We start from the raw sequence: 23,728 nt of genomic DNA on the forward strand, positions 1-23,728 counted from the left end.
CCTGCTGGCACCGAACGAGGATTTTAAGCCGTCAGTTCGCGTCGCCGTACCATGAGCGTCGTTTTGCTCGCCCACGAGCAGTTCCCCGATCGAGCGAAGACCGCGGTAAGCATTCTCCGGTACGGCGACACCGAGATCACCGCCGTTCTCGACCGCGACAACGCCGGCAAGCGCGTCGGCGACTTCCTTCCCGACGTGCAGGACGCACCGATCGTCGCCGGGATGGACGACGTCCCGGCGTGTGACGAACTGATCGTCGGCATCGCACCCATCGGCGGCGGGTTCGAGGACTCGTGGCGGCCCGACGTCCGGCAAGCCCTCGAACGCGGCTGTGACGTCACTGCCGGCCTTCACTACTTCCTCGAAGACGACGAGGAGTTCCGCCGCCTCGCCGACGAACACGACTCTGAGCTCTGGGACGTCCGCAAACCGCCCGCCGACCTCACGGTGAGCGATGGAGTCGCCGCCGACGTCGACGCCGAGATCGTGCTGACTGTGGGCACCGATTGCTCGGTGGGCAAGATGACCGCGACGCGCGAACTCTACGAGGCCGCACGCGACCGCGGCGTGGACTGCGGGTTCATCCCCACCGGCCAGACCGGGATCATGATCGAACGGTGGGGACTGCCGATCGACCGCGTGATAAGCGACTTCGCCGCCGGCGCGGTCGAGAAGATGATCCGTGAACGAGGTGACGATCACGATTACCTCTTTGTCGAGGGCCAGGGCTCGATCATCCATCCTGCCTATTCGGGCGTCACCTGTTCGATTCTCCACGGCGCGATGGCTGATAAGCTAGTCCTCTGCCACGAGGCCGGTCGCGAGGCGATCCACGGCTACGAGGACGTTTCGCTCCCTTCGCTCCCGACGTACGTCGACCTCTACGAGGATCTCGCGGAGCCGGTCCACGAAACGAACGTGGTCGCGGGCGCGCTCAACACCCGCAACGTCGAGACCGACGACGCGGCCCGTACTGCAGTCGCCGACTACGCCGACGTGATCGACGTGCCAGCGACCGACCCGGTCCGGTTCGATATCGACGACGTCCTGGAGGCGATCCTGTGACGCTCGACACCGAGTTCGAGCGGGTGACGCTCGATCTCGACGACCCGTTCACCATCTCACGTGAGACGCAGACGGTCGCCGAGAACGTCGTGGTGCGCATCACCGACGCCGACGGAACGACCGGGATCGGGGCCGCCGCCCCCTCCTCACATTACGGCGAGACTGCGGACACCGTCGAAGCGGTGCTCCCGGATCTCCTCGCGGTCGTCGAGGATGTCGACGATCCCCACAGTCTGGATCGGATCGAGCGCCGGTTGCGGGAGACGGTTCGAGCGAACCCCGCCGCGCGGTGTGCGATATCGATCGCGCTCCACGACCTCGTGGGCAAGCGCCTCGATCTCCCGCTCTATCGCTACTGGGGGCTCGATGCCGACGAGACGGTATCGACCTCCTACACCATCGGGCTCGACAGTATCGAACGGATGCGCGAGAAGACGGCTACGGCAGTCGACGCCGGCCACTCGGTTCTGAAGGTCAAACTCGGCACCGAGCGTGACCGCGAGATCGTCGACACGGTACGAACGGCGGCCCCCGACGCCCGGATCCGGGTCGACGCGAACGAGGCGTGGACGCCCCACGAGGCGGTCGACATGATCGACACCCTCGCCGCTTTCGATGTGGAGTTCGTCGAACAGCCCGTTCCCGCCGAGAATTCAGAGGGGCTCGAATACGTCCACGAGCGCTCGACGCTCCCGATCGCGGCCGACGAGTCGTGCGTGACGCTCGCGGACGTTCCCCGGATCGCCGAGCGCGCGGACATCGCGAACATCAAACTCATGAAATGCGGTGGGCTCCGCGAGGCGAAACGGATGATCCACACCGCCCGCGCACACGGACTGGAAGTCATGCTTGGCTGCATGATCGAGTCGAACGCCGCGATCGCGGCCGGCTGTCATCTCGCGCCGCTGCTCGATTACGCCGACCTCGACGGCTCCCTACTGCTCGCCGACGACCCGTACGACGGCGTCCCGATCTCCGGCGGCGAGATCGATCTCGCCGGGACGGACCGTCCGGGAACGGGCGCGCGAGCGGCAGAGTAGCCGCGAGCGTCAGGCGAGCAGCGCGACACAGCCGGCGGCGACGATGCGCGCCACGCCGACGACCTCGTCGGTGTGGACGAACTCGCCGGCCCCGTGGATGTTCGCGCCGTCGGGGCCGACGATCACGGTCGGAAGGCCGGCGCGATGGCCGAAGTAGTTGAAATCGCCGACGCTCGAAAAGTACCCGATGGCCGGGTCGTCGCCGGTGACAGCCTCGACGCCGGCCCGCAGCGCACCCACGAGCGGATCGTCGGCGTCGGTGACGTACGGCCCGTAGCGAACGTCCGGCGCGGGCGCTTCCCGAAAGTCGATCTCGACGCCGGAATCGAGGTTGAGGTCAGCGACGACTGCCTCGGCGTCGGCTCGAACCACGTCCTCGGTTTCGCCGACGACGACGTGCCGATCGACCAGCAGACGACAGGCTTCGGGGACCGAGAGCGTTTCACCCCCGCCTTCGATCTTGAGCGGGCAGACCGACCCATCGCCGAGCTGTTCGTGCGACCCGACCTCGATGCCGGTGAGGGCGTCGGCCAAACGACCCGCATCGACCACCGCGTTCGTCCCCTTGTGTGGCTGTGAGCCGTGTGCAGCCTCGCCGGTCACGGTGATGTCGTAGAGAAATCGTCCACGCGCGCCGAGCAGCAGTGCGGGGTTTTCGATGTCCCGCTGGGCGAGAATCGGCCCGGGCTCGGTGACGATGGCGGCGTCACAGTCGTCGGTGACAGAGTCACGAATGAGCTGGTTCGCGCCCAGCCCGTAGGGGCCCTCCTCGTCGACGACGGCGGTAAAGAGGACGTCGCCCGCAAGGTCGATGCCGGCCGCGGCGAGGGCGTCGAACGCGACCATGATGCCCGCGAGCCCGCCTTTCATGTCACAAGCCCCCTGGCCGTAGAGCTTGCCGTCCTCGATGCGCCCCGAGAGCGGGTCCTCCTCCCACGCCTCGACGAGTTCGACGGTGTCCATGTGAGCGTTCAACAGCAGCGTCGGCGCGTCGGGGTCCGTGCCCGTCAGGCGCGCGAGGACGTTGTTGCCCTCGAAGCCCGTGATGTCGGGTTCGCTCACCGCGTGATACTCGGGATCGAGTTCGCGTTCGTCGAGCCAGTCGTAGACGAACTCGGTGATCGCCTCCTCCTCGAAGTACGGGCTCCGGATGCGGACGAGCTCCTGAAGGAGTTCGATGGTTTCGTCGTGGTCGATCCGCTCCGCGATCGCATCTGGGTCGGTCGTCGCGGTGTCGGGCGCGTCGGCGGGAGCGTCAGTCATCCGCAGTCACGTCCTGAATGTCGGGGTCGTACTCGTCGGATGGCACACCTGGCAGCGTGTCGAGGATCGCCTCGACGTCGGTGCCGGCCTGCTGCCCGCGATACCAGTAGACGCCGAACACGATCAGGCCGACGACGATCCACGGGACGTACACCGTGAGCGACCCCTGGTAGGCCTGGGTGAGCAACAAGAATGCACCGAGCGTGCCGACCACGCCCGAGACGAGGAGCCCGCCACCGAGATCGAACCCGGCCTGGTCGACCACGTCCGGCCTCGCGTAGCGGGCGTAGAGCAGCGTCACCGAGACGGCGAAGTACGCGATGAGGTAGCTGAACGTGGCGATCTTGATCGCCTGATTGAGTCCCGTGGTGTAGAAGGTCAGCGCCGAGGAGACGACGTAGAGCGTGAGCAGCGACCAGTGGGGCGACCCGAACCGATCGCCGACCGCCGAGAACCACTGCGGGAACACCTCGTCCCACGACCACGAGTACGGCATCTTGATCCCCGCCGCCATGACCGCGTTCACGCTGGAGGCGGTCGCAAGGAGGCCGCCGATGGCGACGATGGCCGAGGCGTCCGCGCCCAAAAACGCCTCGGCGGCATCGGACAGCGGGCGGGCCGACTCGGCGAGCACGGTGTAATCCGCTACGACACCGTAGATGACCGCCGCCGTCCACATGTACAAAACTGTGAGAATCAACGTCCCACCGACCATCGACAGCGGGAGGTTTCGGGAGGGGTTTTTCACCTCCGCACCCATCTGGCCCGCGACCGCGATGCCGATATAGGCGTAAAAGAGCGGAACGGCGGCGGCGAGGAACCCGCTCGATCCGCCGGTGAAGAAGGGCTGGTAGTTCGCCGTCTCGATGGCGAACGATCCCGGCACGACGAGGACGAGAATCGAGAGCACGAGCAGGCCGAAGATGGCGTTCTGGACGAGGCTGTACCCGCGCGACCCGACGAGGTTGACGAGGAAAAGCACGGTGAGAAGCCCGAACCCGACGAGCGCCACCTCGCTCTGGCCGGCGATGAGGTCGGGAAAGAACACCTGCAGATAACTCCCGAACCCGATGGCGAGCACCGCGTCGGCGGCCATGTAGCCGAGCCACTTCGACCACGTGACGAGGAATCCGGGCAGCCGGCTGTTGAACGTGCGCGAGACGTAGGCGTACGAGCCGGCCGCACCCGGAAAGACGGTCGCCATCCACGAGTAGTTGATCGCGATCGCCGTCGCGAGCGTTCCCGCCACTGCCACCACGAGGATGACGCTCGGCCCGGTCGTCGCGCTTGCGGTCCCGAGCGTGACGAACAGGCCAGCCCCGAGCGTGCCGGCGACGACGGTGCTCATCGCCCCGAGCGGACCGATGTCACGTTGGAGACTCCGATCGTCCTTCGACGTCGATCGTGCCATGCGGTAGCACACGAGAGCGGAGGAATAACACCCCTCCCTCTCATGAACGGCTCGCACGGCGCAGGCGGTTCAGTCGCCTCCGAGGAGTTTCGCCTCGGCCTTCCGGAGGTGTTCGAGCAGGGTCGCCTTCGAGACGCCGAGTTCGTCGGCCAGTTCGACGGCGTTCACCTCCCGTGGCCACGCGTAGTAGTCCCGTTTCCTGGCGAGCTCGAAGGCCTCGCGCTGGCGCTCGGAGAGGTCGTCGGTCGGCAGGACGCCGGGACCGCCCTGCGCGACCGCGATGTCTTCGACGCGGATCTCGGCGTCCTTCGTCTCACGAATGGCGTCGAGGCGCTCGCCGAGCGTCTCGCGATCCGTATCGACGATGACCGTCCAGTACTCCCTCCCACCGTGCATCCGGACCGGCTCGTCGGGGATGAACCCGCGCGAGACGAGCGCGTCGTTGATCGAGTTCTCGATCTCGTAGCGCACGACGAGTGCGCGACTCGCGCTCCCGGGGACCGTCGTGTCGGTCGCGTGCGGGCGATCGGTCTCCCAGACCGAGTCGGTCAGGGACGAGGCCCGGATCGCGGCGATCAGCTCCTCGATCGCGGCGTTCGTCTCGCCGTAGGCGGTGAACCGGCCGGTGGCCGCCCCGTCGATCGTGTAGACGCCGTGACCGAGCAATCCCCCGTCACGCTCCTCGGTCACCGACAGCGTCCAGCAGTCGGGATGCCAGATGTCGAGCGTCACCCGCAGGCCCGTCCCGGGCCGTTGCGGCGAATCCATCGCTGCCAATAGAATCAATGGGGAGAAAAACCGTTCGACCATCCGCCCGCCCGACAGAATTTGTCCGTCGCGACTCTTGCCCCATATCCAGTGCCGTCGAGTCGCGGGGTTCGTCTCTGTGATTCTGAACGGGAGCTGCCGAAACACGGTCGACCGCCCGTAGTATTATGTAGAGGTGTCGAAAAGGAGGTGACATGGCACTCGATACCGTCGTGCTGGCGGTGGGACCGGGCGACGCAGACCGGGTCGATCGGTTGGCCGAAGAGACCATCGATATCGCCGGACCATCGGCGGCGACCGTCGTGCTGGGCCACGTCTTCACCGACGACGAGTACGCCGAATCACTCGATCACCTCGGGTTCGATACCACGTCCGGGGAGGTGTCGCCGGACGATGTCGCCCGCCGCCATGCCACCATCCGCGAGCTCGCCGAGCGGCTCGACGATGCCGGCGTCGATCACGCCGTCGGCGGTGCGGTCGGCGATCACGGCGACAGCATCGTGGGGTTGGCCGAGGAGGCCGACGCCGACCTCGTCATCGTCGGCGGCCGACGGCGCTCACCCGCCGGCAAGGCGGTGTTCGGCTCGACGGCCCAGAAAGTGATGCTCTCCGCGCCGTGTCCCGTGACCTTCGTCCGCGCAGATACGAAGTGACGCAAGCGGGTGACTGTCCACTCCGGCAGACCCCGACGCCGAGGGGTCACAGCTGCCACTCGATCGCCCCGAGCCGCCGGCCCCAGCGTGTGTGCGGTATTCTCAGCAGATACCGTGCTAATCGCTGAAGAATCCCTCCTCAGCAATTAAATCCAAATTTGTCGAGATAGTATAAAAGCCGCAGTTATAAGTGCATCAGTTGTTTCCGATTAAAGGTGATGCATGGTGGTAACACACGCTCAGACACAGCAGAAAGGGGTGTTACCCGCCGCGACTTCGTGAAAGCGGCGGGTGCATCCGGAGCCGCGACGGCGCTTGCCGGCTGTACGGTCGGCGGGAACGAGGCGGGGTCGAACTCCATCCGGTGGATAACCAGCACGGACATGGCCGGCGAGAGCACCGCGATAAAAAAGGCACTCCGCAATGCGGGGATGTCGAATGACGTCAACCTCGAAATGGTCGCCGGTCCCGCCAGCACTGACCAGCGCCAATCACAGTACACGCGGTGGCTTTCGGCCGATCTCGACGAGCCAGCTCTCCTCGACATGGACAGCGGATGGACGCTGAACTACATCAACCGCGGCCAACTGCTCGACCTCAGCAACGAACTGCCCGAAAAGCTGCTCAACCGGATCAACAACAAGTATTTCCAGGCCAGCGTCAACACAGCGAAGAGCCCGAACGGGAACCTGTATGCGGTCCCGATGTACGTGGATTTCGGGAGTATGCTCTATCGCAAGGACCTGGTGAAAAACGCCGGCTACAGCCCCGAAAAGGAGAACTGGGCGACCGAATCGATGCGCTGGAAGCGGTTCTCGAAGATCGTCGCCGACACGAAGGAAAAGTCGGGCGTCAACTACGGCTTTGGCTGGCAGGGGAACATCTACGAGGGGCTTTCGTGCTGTAACTTCAACGAGTTCATGAGCAGCTGGGGCGGCGCGTACTTCGGTGGCCGCGACACCCTGCTCGGCCCCGTCGGCAATCGGCCCGTGACGGTCAACAAACAGCCCGTCGTCGACGCGGTCAAAATGCTCAAGACGTTCATCTTCGGGTCGAACGCTCCCAACACGCTCGATGGGTACGAGCAGATCTCCCCGAACGCGGTGCTCAGTTGGATCGAGGACTCCTCGCTGAGTCCCTTTACTGCCGGGAACATGGTCGCGTTGCGTCAGTGGCCGTACGCGATCGCCGCCGCCGGAGCAGAGGACGCGCTCGGGGACAAGCTCGGCGTCATGCCGATGCCCTACGCCACCCCGGAGCAGAACTCCAAGTACAAGAACATCGGCGGCCCGATGGCGGCACTCGGTGGATGGCACATCGGCGTGAATCCGAACACTTCCAAGAAAGAACAGGCCATGGAAGTAGTCGGGGCACTGACACAGCCGTCCTTCCAGATCAAACTGTTCGAGATACTCGGTCTTCTGCCACCGAACCAACAGCTCCTCGCCACACGAGAGGCGAAGCAGATCCCCACCGTCGGCAAGTACATCGACACGCTTCAGGTCGCCGGGAAGAACTCGATTCCCCGTCCTGCCAGCGTGGTCTGGCCGCAGGAATCGGGCAAAATCGCCCAACAGGTCCACGCCGGCATGGACGGGTCCGCGCCGCCGAAGCAGGCGATGAGCACGCTACAGAGTCAACTCGAACAGATCGAGGACTACAACAACTGAACCATGGCAACGGAACAACCCACCGAACGCGGAGCACAGGGGCGATCGGGAGTATACGCGAGCGCGGTGCGCTGGCTGGAGAACCTGAGCGAGGCGGCGTTCGCCTACTTGCTGCTCACCCCGGCGTTCCTGTTGCTCGCGGTGATCGCGATCTGGCCGCTCATGAGCACCTTCGAGATGTCGCTGCACGCAGACAGCATCCGTGGTGCGGACCAACTCGGGGAGTTCGTCGGTTTCGAGAACTACGTGAACCTGCTGACCGGGCAACTCGATACCGTGGCGCTGCCACAGCCGTTCTTCGACCCGTCAGCGCCGTTCCAGAGCGCGCTGGTCGTCACGTTCATCTTCACCATCGTCAGCGTGCTCTTCGAGACGCTGATCGGGTTCGGGCAGGCACTCGTGCTCGATCAGGACTTCCGGGGTCGGCGCTGGGTCCGCGTGGCCATCATCATCCCGTGGGCGGTGCCCATCGTCATCCAGGGGATGATCTTCTTCCTGCTCTTTCAGCCCGGTATCGGTTTCGGCGTCGACGTCGTCCAGGCGCTCGGCATGTCGGGAACGCCGCTGGTCAACAGCGCCGAGGCGCTTCCCATCATCATTCTCGCTGACGTCTGGAAGACGACAGCATTCATGGCGCTGTTGATTCTCGCCGGTCTCCAGAGCGTCGACAGGAGCCTCTACGACGTGGCGAAGGTTTCGGGCGCGACGAAGTGGCAGCAGTTCAAGATGATAACCTTCCCGCTGATACTGCCCACCGTCCTGGTTGCCATGCTCTTCCGAACGATCGCAGCGATGCGGATTTACGGGTTGATCGAGACGACGTCGAGCTGTACGACAGTACCCTCTCTCTCGTGTCTGGTCGTTACGACGTTCAGCACCCGTCGGTACGGCACGGCCTCGGCGGTGGCGTTCGTGACGGCGGCGATCATCGGCATCGTGGTCTCGGTGTACATCGTCAGATACTGGCGTGGCTCGCAGGGGAGTGTCTGAGATGGCGGGCGCACAAACCAGCGAACAGCAGTCCAGCGAGGACGAAGGCGGTCCGTTCACCCGCTGGGTGCAGAGTTCGATATCCAACCCCGAGCGGACCTACCGGGCGATGTTCTACATCGTGACGATTTTCTTCCTCATCACGACGCTGTTCCCTTTCTACTGGCTGTTGGTGCTCGCGCTCACGCCCGAGGCCGCCATCGTCGACATGGGGTTGCTCCCGAAGGGGTTCAATCCCGGCGCATTCGTCGAAATCTTCCAGCGCCTGCCGTTCCACGTCTACCTCTTCAACAGCCTCGTGCTCGCGGTGGCGACGACGATCATCGTCCTCGTGTTGGCAAGTCTCGCTGGCTACGTCTTCGGACGACTCGATTTCCCGGGCCGGGGTGTGTTGATGATCCTCGTGCTCGCCATCTCGTATTTCCCACCGGCGGCGTTTCTCCTGCCGCTGTTTCGGTTGTTCACCGGGAACATCGAGATACTCGGAGTGAGTAGTCCGATGTTGTTCAACACGCCGGGAGCGATGATACTGCCGTTCAGCGCGCTGTTCATGCCGCTGTCGATATTCATCCTCACCACGTTCTACGGGCAGATTCCGGATGGACTGGAGGACGCCGCCCGGGTCGAGGGTACCACCAGGCTCGGGGCGCTCTTTCGGGTCATCATCCCGTTGTCGGCACCCGGCGTGGCGACCGCGGGCGTGCTCACCTTCATCAACGTGTACAACGAGTTCTTCTTTTCGTTCCTGATGACGGACGGACAGGCGAAGAACTGGGCCCCCATCGTGTGGGGGATTCTGGGGTATCAAACCCAGTACACCGCATCGTACAACCTGATGGCGGCCGCGAGCATCGTCGGCGTGTTGCCGGTCGCGATCCTCGTGGTCATCGCCCAAGAACGCATCGTCAGCGGCCTCACCAGTGGCGCACTCAAGGAGTAACAAAATGGCAAAAGTCACGCTCGAAAACGTCTCGAAACGCTACGACGACGTCGTCGCGGTCGACGACATGAACCTCGAAATCCCGGATGGCGAGTTCGTCACGCTCGTCGGGCCGTCGGGCTGTGGGAAATCGACGACGATGGAGACCGTCGCCGGACTGACCAAACCAACCGAGGGCACCATCCACATCGGCGACCGGGAGGTGACGACTCTTCCCCCGAAGGACCGCGGGGTCGCGATGGTGTTCCAGAACATCGCGCTGTTCCCCCACATGGACGTCTACGACAACATCTCCTTCGGGCTCCGGCTCCGGGACTTCGACAAGGACGAAACCGACCGTCGGGTCGACAACGCGGCCGAGACCGTCCAGATGGGCGGGATGCTCGATCGGATGCCGAGCGAGATGAGTGGGGGCCAGCGCCAGCGCGTCGCGATCGCACGGGCGCTGGTACGCGAACCCGACGTGTTCCTGATGGACGAGCCGCTCGCGAACCTCGACGCGAAGCTCCGAGTCCACATGCGGACCGAACTCCAGCGCATCCACCGCGAGCTCGGGACGACGGTGATCTACGTCACCCACGACCAGGCCGAAGCGATGACGATGTCCGACCGGATCGCGGTGATCGACGGCGGGAAGCTCCAGCAGATCGATCCGCCCCTCGTGTGTTACAACGAGCCGTCGAACCTGTTCGTCGCGGGGTTCATCGGCTCGCCGAGCATGAACTTCGCGGAAGGGACGATCGGCGTGAACGGGTTCGAATCCGAACACATCGACGTGGAGTTCGATCCCGGAACGATCGGGGTGAGCGAGGGCGATGCGGTCACGCTCGGGATCCGACCCGAGGACGTCTATCCAACCGACACCGCGGGATCGGTGTCACACGCGACCGCCGAGATCGAGACCACGACCGACGTCCTCGAGCCGATGGGCGACGAGATCTTCGTCTATCTCCTGCTCGCCGAGGACGCCGACACCGATCTCGAAGACCCCGAGGCGGGCGATCAGCTCCTGATGAGCGTCGACCCCACCTCGGACATCGAGGAGGATCAGGTGATGCAGGTGGTGCTCGATCGCAAGAAGATCCACCTCTTCGATACGGCGTCGGGTAAGGCGATCGCCCACGGTCTCGTCCAGCCGACTCGTGCCGAGGGTGCGACCGGGACGGAAGCGGAGGGCGACGACTGAGCATGGTCTCGGAGATCGGTCTGTTCTACATCGGCGGGATGTCGTTGCTGTTCGTCTTCTGGGCGTACGGGCTCGTCTCGTTCGTGCTCGATGTCAAAAACAAGCTCATCCCCCTCGTCCGTCAGTACTGGCGCGGGCGACGACGCCAGAAGGAGGAGGCTGAACGCGAGGCCGAGCGCGAGGAACGCGAGCGCCAACTGTACTGAATTCTGATCCGAACCGACCACAGAACGGTATTCTTACAACCCAGGACACCCTAGACGGCGTTCGTGTCCTCTTCTTCCCCTCCAAAAGTCGGGATCGTCGGTCTCGGGAACATCGGGCGGTTCCACGCCGACCGGCTGGTCGATCATGGGGTCGATCTCGTCGGTGGCGTCGATGTCGACCCCGACGTTCGCGCGCGCTTTGCGGACGCGTATGCGACCACCACCTACGAGACGGCAGACGAACTGTTCGCGGTCGCCGACGCGGTGATCGTCGCGACGCCGAATCGCTTTCACGAGGAGTACGCCGTCGGCGCGCTCGAACACGACGTCGACGTTCTCCTCGAAAAACCCCTCGCACACTCGATCGAGAGCGCCGAAGGGATCGCTGCCGCCGCCGCCGACAGTGACGGGTTCGTGATGACGGGGTTCAAGAACCGCTTCACCAACCCCGTCGAGGTGCTGAAACGCTTCCAGGAACAGGGACGGTTCGGCACCACGCGCCACGTCGAGGCGAACTACATCCGACGACGCGGGATTCCTGGTCGGGGGTCGTGGTTCACGAGCCGTGACACCTCCGGCGGCGGATCGCTGATCGACATCGGGGTGCACGCGATCGATCTCTCGCTTCACTTCCTCGATTTCCCCGAGGTCGTCGAGGTGTCGGCGACCACACGATCGGCCTTCGGTACGCGCGAGGACTACGCCTATATCGACATGTGGGGCGAGGACCTCGGGCCGGACGGGTTCGATGTCGACGACTCGGTGAGCGCGTTCATTCGGTGTGCCGACGGCTCGACGGTGAGTCTCGAAGCGGCGTGGGCGACCAATCGCCCGATCAACCAGGAGTTCCTCGTGCGTGGCACCGACGCGGGAGCGTGTTTCGACCAGAACGAGGACAGTCTGAAGCTCTACGAGAGCAGCAAAGAGGGGGCCGACCATCTCGCCGATACGGACATCACGACCCGTTCGAACGACGCCATGATGGCCGAACAGCGCTCGTTCCTCGATGCGGTCGAGCACGGCGAACCGCCAGAGCGCAACACGATCGAGCAGGGGATCACCGTCCAGCGCGTGATCGACGCGATCTACCGCTCCTCCGAGGCCGGCCGTGCGATCCGGCTCGATGACACGACACAGGAAGCTCCCGTCGAGCTCGACTGAACCGACCGCTTCCGTCCCGAATCACCGGAAAGACCCAGCTTTTTTGCTCCGCCGACGACACAACGAAACCAGTAGCCAATGCAACTGCTCGAAATCGTCGGTAGACTCATCGCGGGGGCCGCACTCATCCTCGCGAACGGGTTCTTCGTCGCGATCGAGTTCGCGCTGACCCGCGCCCGGCAGTACCCCGAATCCGAGTTCGTGGAGCCGGGCAACACCGGACTCGAACGTGCCTGGGCGATGACCGAGGAGCTCGAGATCTACCTCACGGGGTGTCAGGTCGGCATCACCGCCGCCAGCATCTCGCTTGGTATCATCGCCGAGCCAGCGCTTGCGGCCATCCTCAAGCCGCTGTTCGGTGGGACGGTTCTCGCGTCGATTGGCGCGGGCGTGTTCTTGGCGTTCCTCATCGTGAGCCTGGTACACAAGGTCTATGGAGAGCAGACCCCCACCTACCTCGGCGTCGAGCGCTCGAAGCAGGTCTGTCGGTACGGCGCGACGCCGCTGTACTGGTTCACGCGAGTCATCCGACCGATCCTCGACCTCGGCGACGTGGTGGCGAAGTGGACGCTCAGGCTGTTCGGCGTGGAGATGACCGGCGCGTGGCTCGAATCGGAGGTCGACGTTATCGAGGGACGGGCTGACCTCCACCGCAAGCTCGGCTCGGTGCTCGACGAGGGCGACCTCCCCGAGGAACGCTACGAGGAGGTGATGAACGCGCTCGCGGTCGGCGAGATGCCCATCAGCAACGTCATGGTCGACAGAGAAGACATCGCCGCACTCTCGACGGCGAACACACCGGAAGCAAACCTCGCGGTCGTCGAGGACAGTCCTCATCTGCGCTTCCCGCTGTTCGGCGGTGACGGGAATCTTCTGGGTATCGTCTATCTCGCCACGCTCACCAACCGCTTCGAGGAGTTTCGGGACGGTGACGTCGCCATCGCCGACCTCGCCACCGAGCCGATGACGCTGCCGGTAGATGAAGAGGTCAGCGACGCCGTCGACCGCTTTCAGGAGGAGAACCAGGAACTCGCGCTCGTTCTGGATGGTGAGGAGATCGTCGGCCTGCTCACCGCCACCGACGCCTTCGAGGAAGTCATGGGCGAGCTCGAAGACCCCCTCGACGTCTATCAACGGGCCAGAGAGCGCGAGGACACGCCCGATTCGGGCGGTGAGCCGGCATGAACGGTCTCGAAATCACCGTTCGGCTGCTCGCCGGTCTCGCGCTCATCCTCGCCAACGGCTTTTTCGTCGCCATCGAGTTCGGCCTGACGCGCGCCCAGCAGTACACCGAATCGGAGTTCGTCGAGCCGGGGGTTGCCGGTCTCGAACGCGCGTGGGAGATGACCCAGGACTTGGAGATTTACCTGACCAGTTGCCAGGTCGGGATTACCTCTTCGAGCATCGCGGTCGGTATCGTGGCCGAACCGGCGCTGGCGGCCATCTTCGAGCCGCTGTTCGGTGGGACAATCCTCGCATCGGTCGGTGCGGGGGCGATTCTCGCGTTTCTCCTCATTAACCTCCTCCATCTCACCCACGGCGAGCAGGCTCCAACCTATCTCGGCGTCGAGCGCTCGAAGCAGGTCTGTCGGTACGGCGCGACGCCGCTGTACTGGTTCACACGGATCACCTGGCCGGTCATCACGTTCGGGGATGGGGCAGCGAAGTGGACGCTTTCGCTGTTCGGTGTGGAGATGACCGGTGCGTGGCTCGAATCCGGGGCCGAAGACGTCGAGAGCCGTGCCGACCTCCACAAACGATTCGAGTCGGTGCTCGACGAGAGCGATATCTCCGGGGAACGACGCGAAGAGGTGATGAACGCGCTGGTCGCCGGCGACGTACCCATCCGCAACGTCATGGTGGCGCGCGAGGAGATCGCCGCGCTCTCGACCGAGAACTCGCCCGCGGAGAACCTCGCGGTCATGAACGACCACTCTCACTCCCGGTATCCGTTGCTCGGGGGCGACTTCGACGAGTTCCGGGGGATCGTCTACCTGCCGGCGATCACGAGCCGGTACGACGACCTCACGAACGGCGAGATCGGCATCGAGGAGCTCGCTACGCCGCCGATGACGATTCCGGCCGACGAGGAGGTCAGCGACGCGGTCGACCGGTTCCAAACAGAACGTCAAGAGCTCGCACTCGTGGAGGACGACGGCGAGATCGTCGGCCTCCTCACCGCCACCGACGCCTTCGAGGAAGTCATGGGCGAGCTCGAAGACCCCCTCGACGAGGGGGCAGAGCGCGACCACCGGTCTGGGCGAGGATCACCCACCGGGGACTAACCGGAGACCGAGCCGGGATCGGCGGGGACGAACGCGGGCGTCGCCGCCTCGACCTGAACCTTTATTCGTTCACCCGTAGCAACCGTTCGTATGGACATAGGCGTACTCACCGTGCCGTTCGGCGATCAGCCGCTCGACGAGACTTGCGAGTCCCTCGCCGGCCTCGGGGTCGATGCGGTCGAACTCGGCTGCGGCGGGAGTCCCGGCGACGACCACCTCCCGCGCGCGGAGTATCTCGACGACGAGGACGCCCAGGCCGATCTCCACGCGCTCCTCGACGAGCACGACCTCCGGATCTCGGCGCTCGCGACCCACAACAACCCGATCCACCCCGACGACGAACACGCCGAGACGGCCGACACCGAGCTCCGGGAGGCGATCGAACTGGCGGCCCAGCTCGATGTGGATACCGTCACCACTTTCTCGGGGCTGCCCGGCGGCGGCCCGAACGACGAGGTCCCGAACTGGATCACTGCGCCGTGGCCGACCGAGCACAAGGAGGCTCACGACTACCAGTGGGAGGTCGCCGAAGAGTACTGGGCCGACCTCGCCGAGTTCGCCGACGCACAGGGAGTAAACGTCGCGATCGAGATGCACCCCAACATGTTGGTGTACGAGCCGACAGGGATGGAGCGACTCCGCGAGGCCACGAACGACCGCATCGGCGCGAACTTCGATCCCTCACACCTCTACTGGCAGGGGATCGATATCCCCGCGGCGATCCGCCATCTCGGCGACGCGATCCACCACACTCACGCGAAGGATACAGGATTGTACGAGTCGAACGCGCGGGTCAAGGGTCACCTCGACACGACGCCGTACACCGAGGAGGAAGACCGATCGTGGCTCTTCCGGACTGTGGGCTACGGCCACGGCGAATCACACTGGAAGGAGGTCGTCTCTACCCTCCGGATGGTGGGCTACGACGGCGCGCTCTCGATCGAACACGAGGATTCGCTCACGAGTTCGCGCGAGGGGCTGGAGAAGGCGGTCGACGTGCTCGACAGGGCGGTGTTCGAGACGACGCCCGGCGACGCCTACTGGGCGGAGTAGCCACACTCCACTGACGAGATTTTAAATACGATTCCGTGCATAGGGAGTGTGATGCGAGCCATCGTCACGGACGCGGACGTGCTCGGCGGCGATCCGCGACTCGACGGAACGCGCATCGGCGTCGCGCACGTTCACCGCCGGTACGAAGACGGCGAGACACCCGAGGCGATCGCCGCCGGATACGACGGCGTCTCCGTCGCGGACGTTCACGCCGCGCTCGCCTACGCGTTCGACAATCCCGAGACGCTGCGGGAGATCGAGCGTCGTGCTCGGGATGCGATCGAGCACGTCCGCGAGGAGCGCCCGGTCGATCCAGAGGAGTTCGTCGAGCGCGCCTGAATGCGGATTTTAGCCGACGAGAACACCAGGCCGGCCCACGTGTCGGCGCTCGATTCCGCCGGACATGACGTAGTGCGGGCCGGGGACGTTCTGGAGAAGGGTGCGTCCGATCCGGTGGTGATCGCTGCGGGGCGGGACACGGATCGGGTCATCCTGACGTACGATCGCAAGGATTTCGCCGACGTCTCCGATCACGCCGGCGTGTTCATCGCCGAGGAAACGATGGCTCCGCGGGCGGTGCGCCGCACCGTCGAGCGAGTCGAGCGCGCGTACCCCACCCTCGACGATGTCGTCGAGTTCCTCGCCGATTGGCGCTGAGTCCCGACCCGGAGAACTAAGACGACATCGCCTGTGATTCGGATATGGCACTCCGAATCGGCGTTCTCGGCTATCGCTTCATGGGCAGAGCCCACTCGAACGCGTTCGCACGACTCCCGATGTTCTTCCCGGACGCGCCCGAGATCGAACGCCACACGCTCGTCGGCCGCGACGAGGACGCGCTCGCGGACGCTGCGGATCGACTGGGCTTCGCTAACACCGCGACAGACTGGGAATCGGCGATCGACGACGTGGACGTCTTCTACAACCTCGGGCCGAACTTCGTCCATCCAGAACCGTCGATCGAGGCGCTCGAAGCGGATGTCCCCGTCTTCTGTGAGAAACCGCTCGCACCAACCCTCGACGACGCCGAGCGGATGGCCGACGCCGCCGACGCGAGCGACGCGATCGCGGGCTGTGCGTTCAACTATCGGTTCGTACCGGCGATCCAGTACGCGAAGAACCTGATCGAGGCGGGCGAGCTCGGCGAAGTTCGTCAGGTCCGCGGGAAGTATCTTCAAGATTGGGGCGTCGACCCCGAAGAGCCGTGGTCGTGGCGGATGGACGGTGAGCTCGCCGGCAGCGGCGCGCTCGGCGACCTCGGCGCGCACACGATCGATCTCGCGCGGTTCCTCGTCGGTGAGCACGCGGGCAGCATCGAACGGGTCAGCGGTCACCTCCGGACGTTCGTCGACGAGCGGCCAGTGGAGGGGGGCGAGGAGAGCGGGGAGAGCGAGGACGCACGCGAGGTGACCGTCGACGACGCCTACTCCGCCCAGGCCGAGTTCGCGAACGGCGCGATGGGCACCTTCGAGGCCTCACGGGTCGCCGACGGCCACAAGAACGACCACACCATCGCGGTCCACGGTACTGACGGGAGTCTCCGGTTCTCGCTCGAACGTCTCAACGAACTCGAACTGCTCCGCGACGGTGACCGGGGCTACGAGACGGTGCTCGTGACCGACGCCGACGACCCCTACGTCGAGCACTGGTGGCCACCGGGACACGTCCTCGGCTGGGAACACACGTTCGTCCACGAGGACTCCGAGTTCCTCTCGGCGGTCGATCAGGACGGGGCGTTCCAGCCCTCGTTCGCCGACGGCCTCGCAGTACAGCGCGTCCTCGACGCCATCGAGCGCAGTGACGACCGCGGTGAGTGGACGGGGGTCGGAGAATGACATCCGATTCCCTTCGCGTCGGCGTCATCGGCACCGGCTACATCGGCACGACGGTCGGCGGACAGTTCCACCACCACCCGAGAGCGGCGGTGACCGCGATCACCGACATCGCCCCCGAACCGCGCGCCGCAGCCGCGGCCACGTTCGGTGTCGACGAGGGGTCACTGTACGACGACTTCCGGGCGATGATCGAAGACGAACCGCTCGATGCGATCCTCGTCGGGACGCCGCACACCCTCCACTACGACCAGGTGATGGCGGGGTTCGACCACGACCTCCACGTGTTCTGTGACAAACCCCTGGCGACCGATCTCGAACACGCCCAAGAGATCACCGACCGGGCCGAAACGAGCGACCGGACGCTGATGGTGGGGTATCAGCGCCACCTCAATCCGGCGTTCGTGGCGGCACGCGAACGGTTCCGTGAGAGCGAACCGCAGTGGATCACCGCGGAGATCACCCAGAACTGGCTGTCGAACTTCACGGAGACGTGGCGGACTGACCCCGATCTCTCGGGCGGCGGGATGCTCTACGACACCGGCAGCCACCTGCTCGACGCGGTGCTCTGGACCACGGGGATGACGCCGACGGCAGTCTCCTCGCGGATGCGCTTTGCGGACGACGAGCAGCGAGTCGACGCCGAGGCCGTAGTACTAATCGAGTTCGCGAACGGTGCGACCGCGAACGTCTCGGTCTCGGGCGACTCGCCCTGCGTCCGCGAACATATCCACCTCTGGGACGACGACGGCGCAATGTATCTCGACGGTCGGGAGTGGGAGCCACGCACGGTCACGGAGATCGACGCCGAGAGCACCGAACATATCCCGTACATCGACCGGAGCGATCAGGTGAACAAGGCCGAGGCGTTCATCACGGCGATCGACGAAGGGAGCGAACCACCGGCCACGGCCCGCGACGCACTACGCGTGACCGCCGTGACCGAGGCAGCCTACGAGGCCGCGCGATCGGATGAGTGGGTCGATGTCGACCTGAAGTAAGACGGGCGAGCCTCCAAACCTTTCCCGGCGGACCGCGAGCAGTCGGTATGGACGATCCAGCGATCCTCGTCGCCGGTGAGACGCTGATCGATTTCTTGCCCGCACAGCCAGGACCGCTTTCCGAAGTCGAATCGTTCTCACGGCGAGCGGGTGGTGCAGCGGCGAACGTCGCGATCGCGCTCTCCCGCCTCGACACACCGCCATGGTTTCTGACGAACGTTTCGACCGACGGGTTCGGCGATTTTCTTGGTGAGACGCTGACGGAAAACGGGATTCCCGATCGGATCGTGACGCGCTCGGCTCACCCGACGACGCTCGCGTTCGTTGCCCACGACGCCGACGCCGACCGGAGTTTCACGTTCTATGGGGCGGACAGCGCCGGCGGGCATCTCGATGCGGGCGTCGTTTCGGATGACACGCTCGATCGCATCGAGTGGCTCTGCGTCGACGCGCCGGTGGCGCTCGCGGCCGAACCCGCCCGTTCCGCACTCCTCACTCTCTGCGAGCGCGCCCGCGACCACGGCTGCCGGGTGGCGTTCGATCCGAACACGAGACGCGAGCTCTGGCCCGACGATGCAACCCTCCACGAAACGCTCGACGCCATGCTCGATCGAACGGACGTGGTCAAGACCTCGATCGAGGACCTCGACGGAACGTCGTTCGCGGGCGACGATCCCGCCGACCTCGCCGCGAACCTGTTCGCCGCCGGGCCACACACCGTGTTCCTGACCCGGGGAGCCGACGGGTCGCGCGCGATCGCCGCCGACCGTGCGCCGTGGGGGACCGTCGACGTCTCCCATTCGGGCTACGACGTCGATCCCGTCGACGCAACCGGCGCGGGCGACGCCTTCCTCGCGGGCGTCCTCCACGGACTCGCTGGCGACGAATCGCTCGACGAAGTCCTCGCGTTCGCCAATGCGGTCGCCGCACTCACCACGACCGAGACAGGGGCGATCGACGCGTTGCCCGATCACGAGGCCGTGACGGCGCTTCGAAAGTCCCGTTCCGAGTGATCACGTCCGGCGTCGAGACCGTCCGACGAAACGAGACGCCGAACGCCGGTCGGCGGCTACCGTGTCCGGCGACCGCCGTCGACGTCGTGATCGTGAACGTGTGCGTGCTTGCCGACCCGCGCACCCTCGTCGACCCGAGCGTTTTCGTGAACGTGGACGTGCTTTCCTACACGCGCGTTTGTTCCGACTGACGCGTCCGCGTGGACGTGTGCATGTTTGTCGATCCGAGCGCCAGTCTCGACCTGCGCGTTCTCGTGGATCTCGACGTGTTTGCCGATGCGGGCGTCGGCACCGACGTGTGCGCCGTCGTGGATCGTGGCGTGTTTGCCGATCTTGGCACCGTCGGCGACGTGTGCACTCCCCGCGACCCGAGCCTGCTTTCCGATGTTCATCACCCGAGCATGAAGACACTCGATTTACATAACTGTTGTCCGGGTGTGTGGTGGCGGAGCAACGAATCGGCCTTCGATCGGGAAGTCGAACCGAACGCGGTGGCTCGGCTGGTCGAGGCGGGCACGGCCTTCTGTGTCCAAATCCCCGGCTACGGCTCGTCAGAGCTGTTCATTCGAGAACAGTCCCATCGGCGACAGAAACGCGTGTTCTCAGGCCCCGGGAACTGCGGCTGCGATGAACGACCATCGGGTACCCGAGCGTGGTTCGTCGGCTTTCCGCTCCGCTTTCGTTCGGTCTCTGCGATGTTGCCAGTCCATGCTCGAACGAACGGTTCACTCGTATTTGAATACTGTGTTTCAGTGATGGTTCTGTCGTGGACGATCACCAGTGATCGTCGATCGAAAGCCATCACAACCACGAACGCCACGACCACGGGATCGAGTGCTGCGTTCGTTACCGATACACTGCGTCGCGCTCACCACGGAAGACCTCGAGCTCCTCGCTGGTGGGCAGGCCCTCGATGTCGCCAGCGACGGTCGTGGCAAACGCGCCGATCGCGTTTGCGCGTTCCGTCGCCTCGACCGGGTCGAGACCTCGCAAACGACCCGCGAGAAAGCCCGCAGCGAACCCGTCGCCCGCCCCGACCGGGTCGACCACCCGTTCGACGTCGTAGCCTGCGACGCGTTCGGTCGTCGCATGGTCGGCGACGAGCGCGCCCGCCGCGCCGAGTTTGACCGCGGCGAGGTCGGCCCCACGATCGAGACACGCCGCCGCGATGGCCTCGGGATCGTCGGCGTCGAACAGCGTTCGACCCTCCTCGATGCCGGGCAGCACGATATCGGCCGCCCCCACCAGATCGAGGAGCGTCGATCGCATTTCCTCCGTACTGTCCCAGAGTTTCTCCCGGAGATTTGGGTCGAAGGAGATCGTCACGTCTGCCTCGCGAGCGCGTTCGACAGCGGCGAAGACGGTCTCGCGACACGAATCGCTGAGAGCTGGCGTGATCCCCGTGAGATGGAGATACTCGGCGTCTGTGAGGAACGCTTCGGGGAGATCGGCGGGCGTCATGGTGGACGCGGCCGAACCGTGGCGGTAGTAGTACACCGAACTCTCACCGAGCGCGCGGCGCTCTTTGAACATGATCCCGGTCGGTGCGTCCGGGGTGGTCGTCACGTGGCTCGTATCGACGCCCTCGCCACGGACGAACGAGCGGAGATACTCGCCGTGGGGGTCCGCGCCGAGTTTACTGATCCAGCCGACGTCGTGACCGAGCCGTGCGAGGCCGATGGCGACGTTGCTCTCCGCGCCGCCGAGACTCTTTTTGAACTCGGTGGTGTACTTCATCGGCCCCGATTCGGCGGGGTTGATCAACACCATCGTCTCTCCGAGCGTGACGACACGCGGTGACATGCTCGTTCGTGTCCCGCCCGCGGCCCTAACCGTTCCGGAATCGGCTCTCGACGAACGATCCTGTGAACGGGACGCACCCCCGACAATCGAGAAACAGCCAGCGAGCGACGAGAACCGTCAGTCGTCGCGTCCGGACAGCAGCCGCGCCGCACCGATCGTGAGCCCCGAAAGTGCCGCGAGTACACCGAATCCCGGACCGGAGCCACTCGATCCCGCGGCGTCGCCCGTGCTATCGTTCCCGCCGCCGGCCGTCGTCTCGTTGCCGGCGCGTTCGGTGGCGGTCGTTTCGGTCGTGGTCGCTGCGGTGCCGCCTGTTTCAGTCACGGTGGTCGCGGCCGGGGTCGCCGACGTAGTGGCGTTTGCTGGCGTGGCGTTCGTCGTCGCAGTCGCGTTGGCGGTCGTCGCGTTCGTCGTCGATCCAGCCATCTCCGTCGTGTTCGCTACTGTGGCGTTCGACGGTGTGGCGTTGGCTGCCGTCGCGTTGCCAGCGGAGCCGTTGTTTGGCGTCGCGGTAGTGCGCTGTGCCGCGTTCTGCGGCGGTCGGATGCGGTGGACCGCACCCGTCCGTCCTTCGGAGGTCTCCGCGCTCGTCAGCACGTAGAGGCCGCCGTCGTTGTCCCGCCCGATGGCGAGGACGTACGCGCCCACAGTCCCGCTGTCGGTGTTCTCGATCGTGAGCTCTTCGAGTTCCCAGAGCCCCTCGTCGGTCGGAGTGGCGGCCAACAGCGAGCCGGTTGGGGTCTCGGTCTCGGCGGTCTTTCGGAAGTCGCCAAAGACGTACTTCCCTCCCAAAGACTCGATCGCGTCGTTCTCGTAGACGTAGCCGCCGATGGCCGCCGAGCCGACGCCCTGGCCCTGGTAGCTGTGCGGGTACTCGACGACGGGATCGATGAGTTGCTCGCCGCCACGGACGTCTGCCGGGAGCTGGCTCGGGCACTCTTCGGGCGGATTGCGGCTCCCCTCGGGCCCGGGTTTGAAACAGTGGGTTCCCTCGCGGACGTTCCAGCCGTAGTTTTTGTCCTTCTCGACGATGCTGACTTCCTCGAACCCGTTCTGTCCGACGTCGGCCACGAACAGCCGTCCATCGGAAAATCCCATCCGCCACGGGTTGCGAAAGCCCCACGCGAACTGCTCGTTCAATCCGGGGTCGCCCACGAGCGGGTTGCCGTCCGGAATCGCATACGGTTTGTCCTCGCTTTCGCCGTCGACATCGATCCGGAGGATCGATCCCAGCAGGTTCTCCCTGACGTCCTGTCCGTTGCCACCCTCGTTGCGCTCGTACCAGTCCTCGACGTGGCCAGGGTTGTTGTCGTGTGCGCCGCCGCCGTCGCCGACTCCTATGTAGAGATATCCGTCGGGCCCGAACGCGATCGCTCCCGCGTTGTGGGTGTCCTGGGGCTGGGGCAGTTCGAGGAGTCGGCGTTCGAAGCTCGCGCCGGTCGCCGACCCGTCGCTCGCCCGAAACTCCGCGAGCACCTCGGTGTGGGAGTACGAATCGGGCGCACTTTCGATCAACGGCGCGCTGTAGCGCAGGAAAAATCGGCCGTTCGACTGAAACCCGGGATGGAACGCCATCCCCAGCAGCCCTTTCTCGCCGCCGACTTCCGCCATTCGATCGCTCACGTCGATGTAGGGTTCCTCGCGAAGCCCATCGTCGGTGTGGAGATACACCTGTCCGAGTCGGTCCGCGATGAACCGTCGGCTCGACGTGCCCGGTGGCACCTCGAAATCGACGGGGGCCACGAGACCACCATCGACGATCGTTTCGAGCCGGACCGACGCACCCGATGGAATATACGGTTCGGACTCGCCATCCTCGGTCGGTGTCGGCGTGGCCGTTCCGCCGCCCGACCCGTCGCCGAAGGAGATCGTCCCTTGCATCGAGGTGATGTGTGGCTCGCAGACGTACTCGGCCATCGCCTCGCGCGCGGTGAACTCGATGGACTGTGTCGCGCCCTCCTCGCTCATCACTTCGGTGCGTTCAAGCACGTTGCCGTCGCCGTCGAGCAGCGCGAAGTTGTGGCCCATCCCGTCCAAGTTCTCCCAGACCACCCGATAGGTGGTGCCGGCTTCGAGCTGCAGCGTGGGGTTCGATTCGTCGGCGATCGAGTCGGGCGCACGGCCCTGCCAGCCGGCGATTTCGCCGCCGAGCCGGATGATCTCGGGCTCCGACTGGGCTGCAACGCTGCCGAGCCCGCCGATGCTCGCGAGCGTACCGGCTGCGGCGACCGAGAGGAATCGACGGCGTGAGGAAGTGGAAGACCGATCGATGGCGTCGGTGTGGTTCGTTCCGTTCATGATAACAGTTGAGACACCCCGTAGCGATCGAGCGGCGTTTCGGAGTGGATGTATCTCATAGACCGATCGGCGTCCCTTTAGCGATTGTGA

The 23,728-nt window shown here is 65.1% G+C and carries 23 protein-coding genes; 17 read left to right on the forward strand and 6 right to left on the reverse strand.

Annotation, left to right across the window (positions count from 1 at the left end):
• Nucleotides 1-51: 51 nt before the first annotated feature.
• Complete coding sequence (locus tag C450_RS06950; protein WP_005041934.1) at nt 52-1,065, forward strand: DUF1611 domain-containing protein; 1,014 nt, start codon at nt 52-54, stop codon at nt 1,063-1,065.
• Nucleotides 1,062-2,105 carry a dipeptide epimerase gene (locus tag C450_RS06955; protein ID WP_005041935.1) on the forward strand — a complete coding sequence of 348 codons (1,044 nt, stop codon included), beginning with the start codon at nt 1,062-1,064 and terminating at the stop codon, nt 2,103-2,105. The genes C450_RS06950 and C450_RS06955 overlap by 4 nt, the downstream gene beginning before the upstream one ends.
• Nucleotides 2,106-2,114: 9 nt before the next feature.
• Here C450_RS06955 and C450_RS06960 read toward each other — a convergent pair whose 3' ends face one another.
• From C450_RS06960 to C450_RS06970, 3 genes are all read right to left on the reverse strand, one after another.
• Nucleotides 2,115-3,368 carry a M20 family metallopeptidase gene (locus tag C450_RS06960; RefSeq protein WP_005041937.1) on the reverse strand — a complete coding sequence of 418 codons (1,254 nt, stop codon included), beginning with the start codon at nt 3,366-3,368 and terminating at the stop codon, nt 2,115-2,117.
• A complete protein-coding gene (locus tag C450_RS06965) occupies nt 3,361-4,779 on the reverse strand; it encodes an APC family permease (RefSeq protein WP_005041939.1) in 1,419 nt (472 codons plus the stop codon). Before C450_RS06965 ends, C450_RS06960 begins: the two co-directional genes overlap by 8 nt.
• A gap of 69 nt (nt 4,780-4,848) precedes the next feature.
• On the reverse strand, nt 4,849-5,547 hold the full coding sequence (locus C450_RS06970) for a helix-turn-helix domain-containing protein (RefSeq protein ID WP_005041941.1): 699 nt from the start codon (nt 5,545-5,547) through the stop codon (nt 4,849-4,851).
• A gap of 194 nt (nt 5,548-5,741) precedes the next feature.
• Here C450_RS06970 and C450_RS06975 point away from each other — a divergent pair, with 194 nt between their 5' ends.
• The 15 genes from C450_RS06975 (at nt 5,742) to C450_RS07045 (ending at nt 19,537) form a co-directional block, all read left to right on the forward strand.
• On the forward strand, nt 5,742-6,200 hold the full coding sequence (locus tag C450_RS06975) for a universal stress protein (RefSeq protein WP_005041943.1): 459 nt from the start codon (nt 5,742-5,744) through the stop codon (nt 6,198-6,200).
• A 218-nt stretch (nt 6,201-6,418) separates the two neighbouring features.
• Complete coding sequence (locus tag C450_RS06980) at nt 6,419-7,870, forward strand: extracellular solute-binding protein (RefSeq protein WP_049909928.1); 1,452 nt, start codon at nt 6,419-6,421, stop codon at nt 7,868-7,870.
• 3 nt (nt 7,871-7,873) lie between these two features.
• Nucleotides 7,874-8,860 carry a carbohydrate ABC transporter permease gene (locus tag C450_RS06985; RefSeq protein ID WP_005041946.1) on the forward strand — a complete coding sequence of 329 codons (987 nt, stop codon included), beginning with the start codon at nt 7,874-7,876 and terminating at the stop codon, nt 8,858-8,860.
• A gap of 1 nt (nt 8,861) precedes the next feature.
• Nucleotides 8,862-9,800 carry a carbohydrate ABC transporter permease gene (locus tag C450_RS06990; RefSeq protein ID WP_005041948.1) on the forward strand — a complete coding sequence of 313 codons (939 nt, stop codon included), beginning with the start codon at nt 8,862-8,864 and terminating at the stop codon, nt 9,798-9,800.
• A 4-nt stretch (nt 9,801-9,804) separates the two neighbouring features.
• Nucleotides 9,805-10,986 carry an ABC transporter ATP-binding protein gene (locus C450_RS06995; protein WP_005041950.1) on the forward strand — a complete coding sequence of 394 codons (1,182 nt, stop codon included), beginning with the start codon at nt 9,805-9,807 and terminating at the stop codon, nt 10,984-10,986.
• A 2-nt stretch (nt 10,987-10,988) separates the two neighbouring features.
• Complete coding sequence (locus C450_RS07000) at nt 10,989-11,192, forward strand: hypothetical protein (RefSeq protein WP_005041951.1); 204 nt, start codon at nt 10,989-10,991, stop codon at nt 11,190-11,192.
• A gap of 63 nt (nt 11,193-11,255) precedes the next feature.
• Entirely contained in the window at nt 11,256-12,353 is a 1,098-nt protein-coding gene (locus C450_RS07005) for a Gfo/Idh/MocA family protein (protein WP_005041952.1), read from the forward strand.
• Nucleotides 12,354-12,431: 78 nt separating this feature from the next.
• Nucleotides 12,432-13,538 (forward strand): CNNM domain-containing protein, encoded by a 1,107-nt coding sequence (locus tag C450_RS07010; protein WP_005041953.1) that lies wholly within the window; start codon nt 12,432-12,434, stop codon nt 13,536-13,538.
• Nucleotides 13,535-14,638 carry a CNNM domain-containing protein gene (locus C450_RS07015; protein ID WP_005041955.1) on the forward strand — a complete coding sequence of 368 codons (1,104 nt, stop codon included), beginning with the start codon at nt 13,535-13,537 and terminating at the stop codon, nt 14,636-14,638. The genes C450_RS07010 and C450_RS07015 overlap by 4 nt, the downstream gene beginning before the upstream one ends.
• 90 nt (nt 14,639-14,728) lie before the next feature.
• Nucleotides 14,729-15,691 carry a sugar phosphate isomerase/epimerase family protein gene (locus C450_RS07020; protein WP_005041958.1) on the forward strand — a complete coding sequence of 321 codons (963 nt, stop codon included), beginning with the start codon at nt 14,729-14,731 and terminating at the stop codon, nt 15,689-15,691.
• A 51-nt stretch (nt 15,692-15,742) separates the two neighbouring features.
• Entirely contained in the window at nt 15,743-16,030 is a 288-nt protein-coding gene (locus tag C450_RS07025; protein WP_005041959.1) for a DUF433 domain-containing protein, read from the forward strand.
• Nucleotides 16,031-16,348: a DUF5615 family PIN-like protein gene (locus C450_RS07030; protein ID WP_005041961.1), complete on the forward strand. Its 318-nt coding sequence runs from the start codon at nt 16,031-16,033 to the stop codon at nt 16,346-16,348.
• 44 nt (nt 16,349-16,392) lie between these two features.
• Complete coding sequence (locus C450_RS07035; protein WP_005041964.1) at nt 16,393-17,526, forward strand: Gfo/Idh/MocA family protein; 1,134 nt, start codon at nt 16,393-16,395, stop codon at nt 17,524-17,526.
• Nucleotides 17,523-18,524 carry a Gfo/Idh/MocA family protein gene (locus C450_RS07040; protein ID WP_005041967.1) on the forward strand — a complete coding sequence of 334 codons (1,002 nt, stop codon included), beginning with the start codon at nt 17,523-17,525 and terminating at the stop codon, nt 18,522-18,524. The genes C450_RS07035 and C450_RS07040 overlap by 4 nt, the downstream gene beginning before the upstream one ends.
• Nucleotides 18,525-18,571: 47 nt before the next feature.
• Complete coding sequence (locus tag C450_RS07045; RefSeq protein WP_005041969.1) at nt 18,572-19,537, forward strand: carbohydrate kinase family protein; 966 nt, start codon at nt 18,572-18,574, stop codon at nt 19,535-19,537.
• Between the two features lie 56 nt (nt 19,538-19,593).
• On the opposite strand, the gene C450_RS07050 is transcribed toward C450_RS07045, so the two are convergent.
• From C450_RS07050 to C450_RS07060, 3 genes are all read right to left on the reverse strand, one after another.
• Nucleotides 19,594-19,929 (reverse strand): UDP-3-O-(3-hydroxymyristoyl)glucosamine N-acyltransferase, encoded by a 336-nt coding sequence (locus tag C450_RS07050; protein WP_005041971.1) that lies wholly within the window; start codon nt 19,927-19,929, stop codon nt 19,594-19,596.
• A gap of 454 nt (nt 19,930-20,383) precedes the next feature.
• Complete coding sequence (locus tag C450_RS07055; RefSeq protein WP_005041972.1) at nt 20,384-21,340, reverse strand: sugar kinase; 957 nt, start codon at nt 21,338-21,340, stop codon at nt 20,384-20,386.
• 117 nt (nt 21,341-21,457) lie between these two features.
• Entirely contained in the window at nt 21,458-23,638 is a 2,181-nt protein-coding gene (locus C450_RS07060) for a PQQ-dependent sugar dehydrogenase (protein WP_005041974.1), read from the reverse strand.
• Nucleotides 23,639-23,728: the final 90 nt, after the last annotated feature.

This window comes from Halococcus salifodinae DSM 8989, assembly GCF_000336935.1.
Lineage (GTDB): Archaea > Halobacteriota > Halobacteria > Halobacteriales > Halococcaceae > Halococcus > Halococcus salifodinae.

Excerpts from the sequence above, each read along its gene's own strand:
- C450_RS06950 (WP_005041934.1), top strand. The coding sequence starts at position 52 with ATGAGCGTCGTTTTGCTCGCCCACGAGCAGTTCCCCGATCGAGCGAAG.
- C450_RS06960 (WP_005041937.1), bottom strand. The coding sequence starts at position 3,368 with ATGACTGACGCTCCCGCCGACGCGCCCGACACCGCGACGACCGACCCA.
- C450_RS06965 (WP_005041939.1), bottom strand. The coding sequence starts at position 4,779 with ATGGCACGATCGACGTCGAAGGACGATCGGAGTCTCCAACGTGACATC.
- C450_RS06970 (WP_005041941.1), bottom strand. The coding sequence starts at position 5,547 with ATGGATTCGCCGCAACGGCCCGGGACGGGCCTGCGGGTGACGCTCGAC.
- C450_RS06975 (WP_005041943.1), top strand. The coding sequence starts at position 5,742 with ATGGCACTCGATACCGTCGTGCTGGCGGTGGGACCGGGCGACGCAGAC.
- C450_RS06980 (WP_049909928.1), top strand. The coding sequence starts at position 6,419 with ATGCATGGTGGTAACACACGCTCAGACACAGCAGAAAGGGGTGTTACC.
- C450_RS06985 (WP_005041946.1), top strand. The coding sequence starts at position 7,874 with ATGGCAACGGAACAACCCACCGAACGCGGAGCACAGGGGCGATCGGGA.
- C450_RS06990 (WP_005041948.1), top strand. The coding sequence starts at position 8,862 with ATGGCGGGCGCACAAACCAGCGAACAGCAGTCCAGCGAGGACGAAGGC.
- C450_RS06995 (WP_005041950.1), top strand. The coding sequence starts at position 9,805 with ATGGCAAAAGTCACGCTCGAAAACGTCTCGAAACGCTACGACGACGTC.
- C450_RS07000 (WP_005041951.1), top strand. The coding sequence starts at position 10,989 with ATGGTCTCGGAGATCGGTCTGTTCTACATCGGCGGGATGTCGTTGCTG.
- C450_RS07010 (WP_005041953.1), top strand. The coding sequence starts at position 12,432 with ATGCAACTGCTCGAAATCGTCGGTAGACTCATCGCGGGGGCCGCACTC.
- C450_RS07015 (WP_005041955.1), top strand. The coding sequence starts at position 13,535 with ATGAACGGTCTCGAAATCACCGTTCGGCTGCTCGCCGGTCTCGCGCTC.
- C450_RS07020 (WP_005041958.1), top strand. The coding sequence starts at position 14,729 with ATGGACATAGGCGTACTCACCGTGCCGTTCGGCGATCAGCCGCTCGAC.
- C450_RS07025 (WP_005041959.1), top strand. The coding sequence starts at position 15,743 with ATGCGAGCCATCGTCACGGACGCGGACGTGCTCGGCGGCGATCCGCGA.
- C450_RS07030 (WP_005041961.1), top strand. The coding sequence starts at position 16,031 with ATGCGGATTTTAGCCGACGAGAACACCAGGCCGGCCCACGTGTCGGCG.
- C450_RS07035 (WP_005041964.1), top strand. The coding sequence starts at position 16,393 with ATGGCACTCCGAATCGGCGTTCTCGGCTATCGCTTCATGGGCAGAGCC.
- C450_RS07040 (WP_005041967.1), top strand. The coding sequence starts at position 17,523 with ATGACATCCGATTCCCTTCGCGTCGGCGTCATCGGCACCGGCTACATC.
- C450_RS07045 (WP_005041969.1), top strand. The coding sequence starts at position 18,572 with ATGGACGATCCAGCGATCCTCGTCGCCGGTGAGACGCTGATCGATTTC.
- C450_RS07050 (WP_005041971.1), bottom strand. The coding sequence starts at position 19,929 with ATGAACATCGGAAAGCAGGCTCGGGTCGCGGGGAGTGCACACGTCGCC.
- C450_RS07055 (WP_005041972.1), bottom strand. The coding sequence starts at position 21,340 with ATGTCACCGCGTGTCGTCACGCTCGGAGAGACGATGGTGTTGATCAAC.
- C450_RS07060 (WP_005041974.1), bottom strand. The coding sequence starts at position 23,638 with ATGAACGGAACGAACCACACCGACGCCATCGATCGGTCTTCCACTTCC.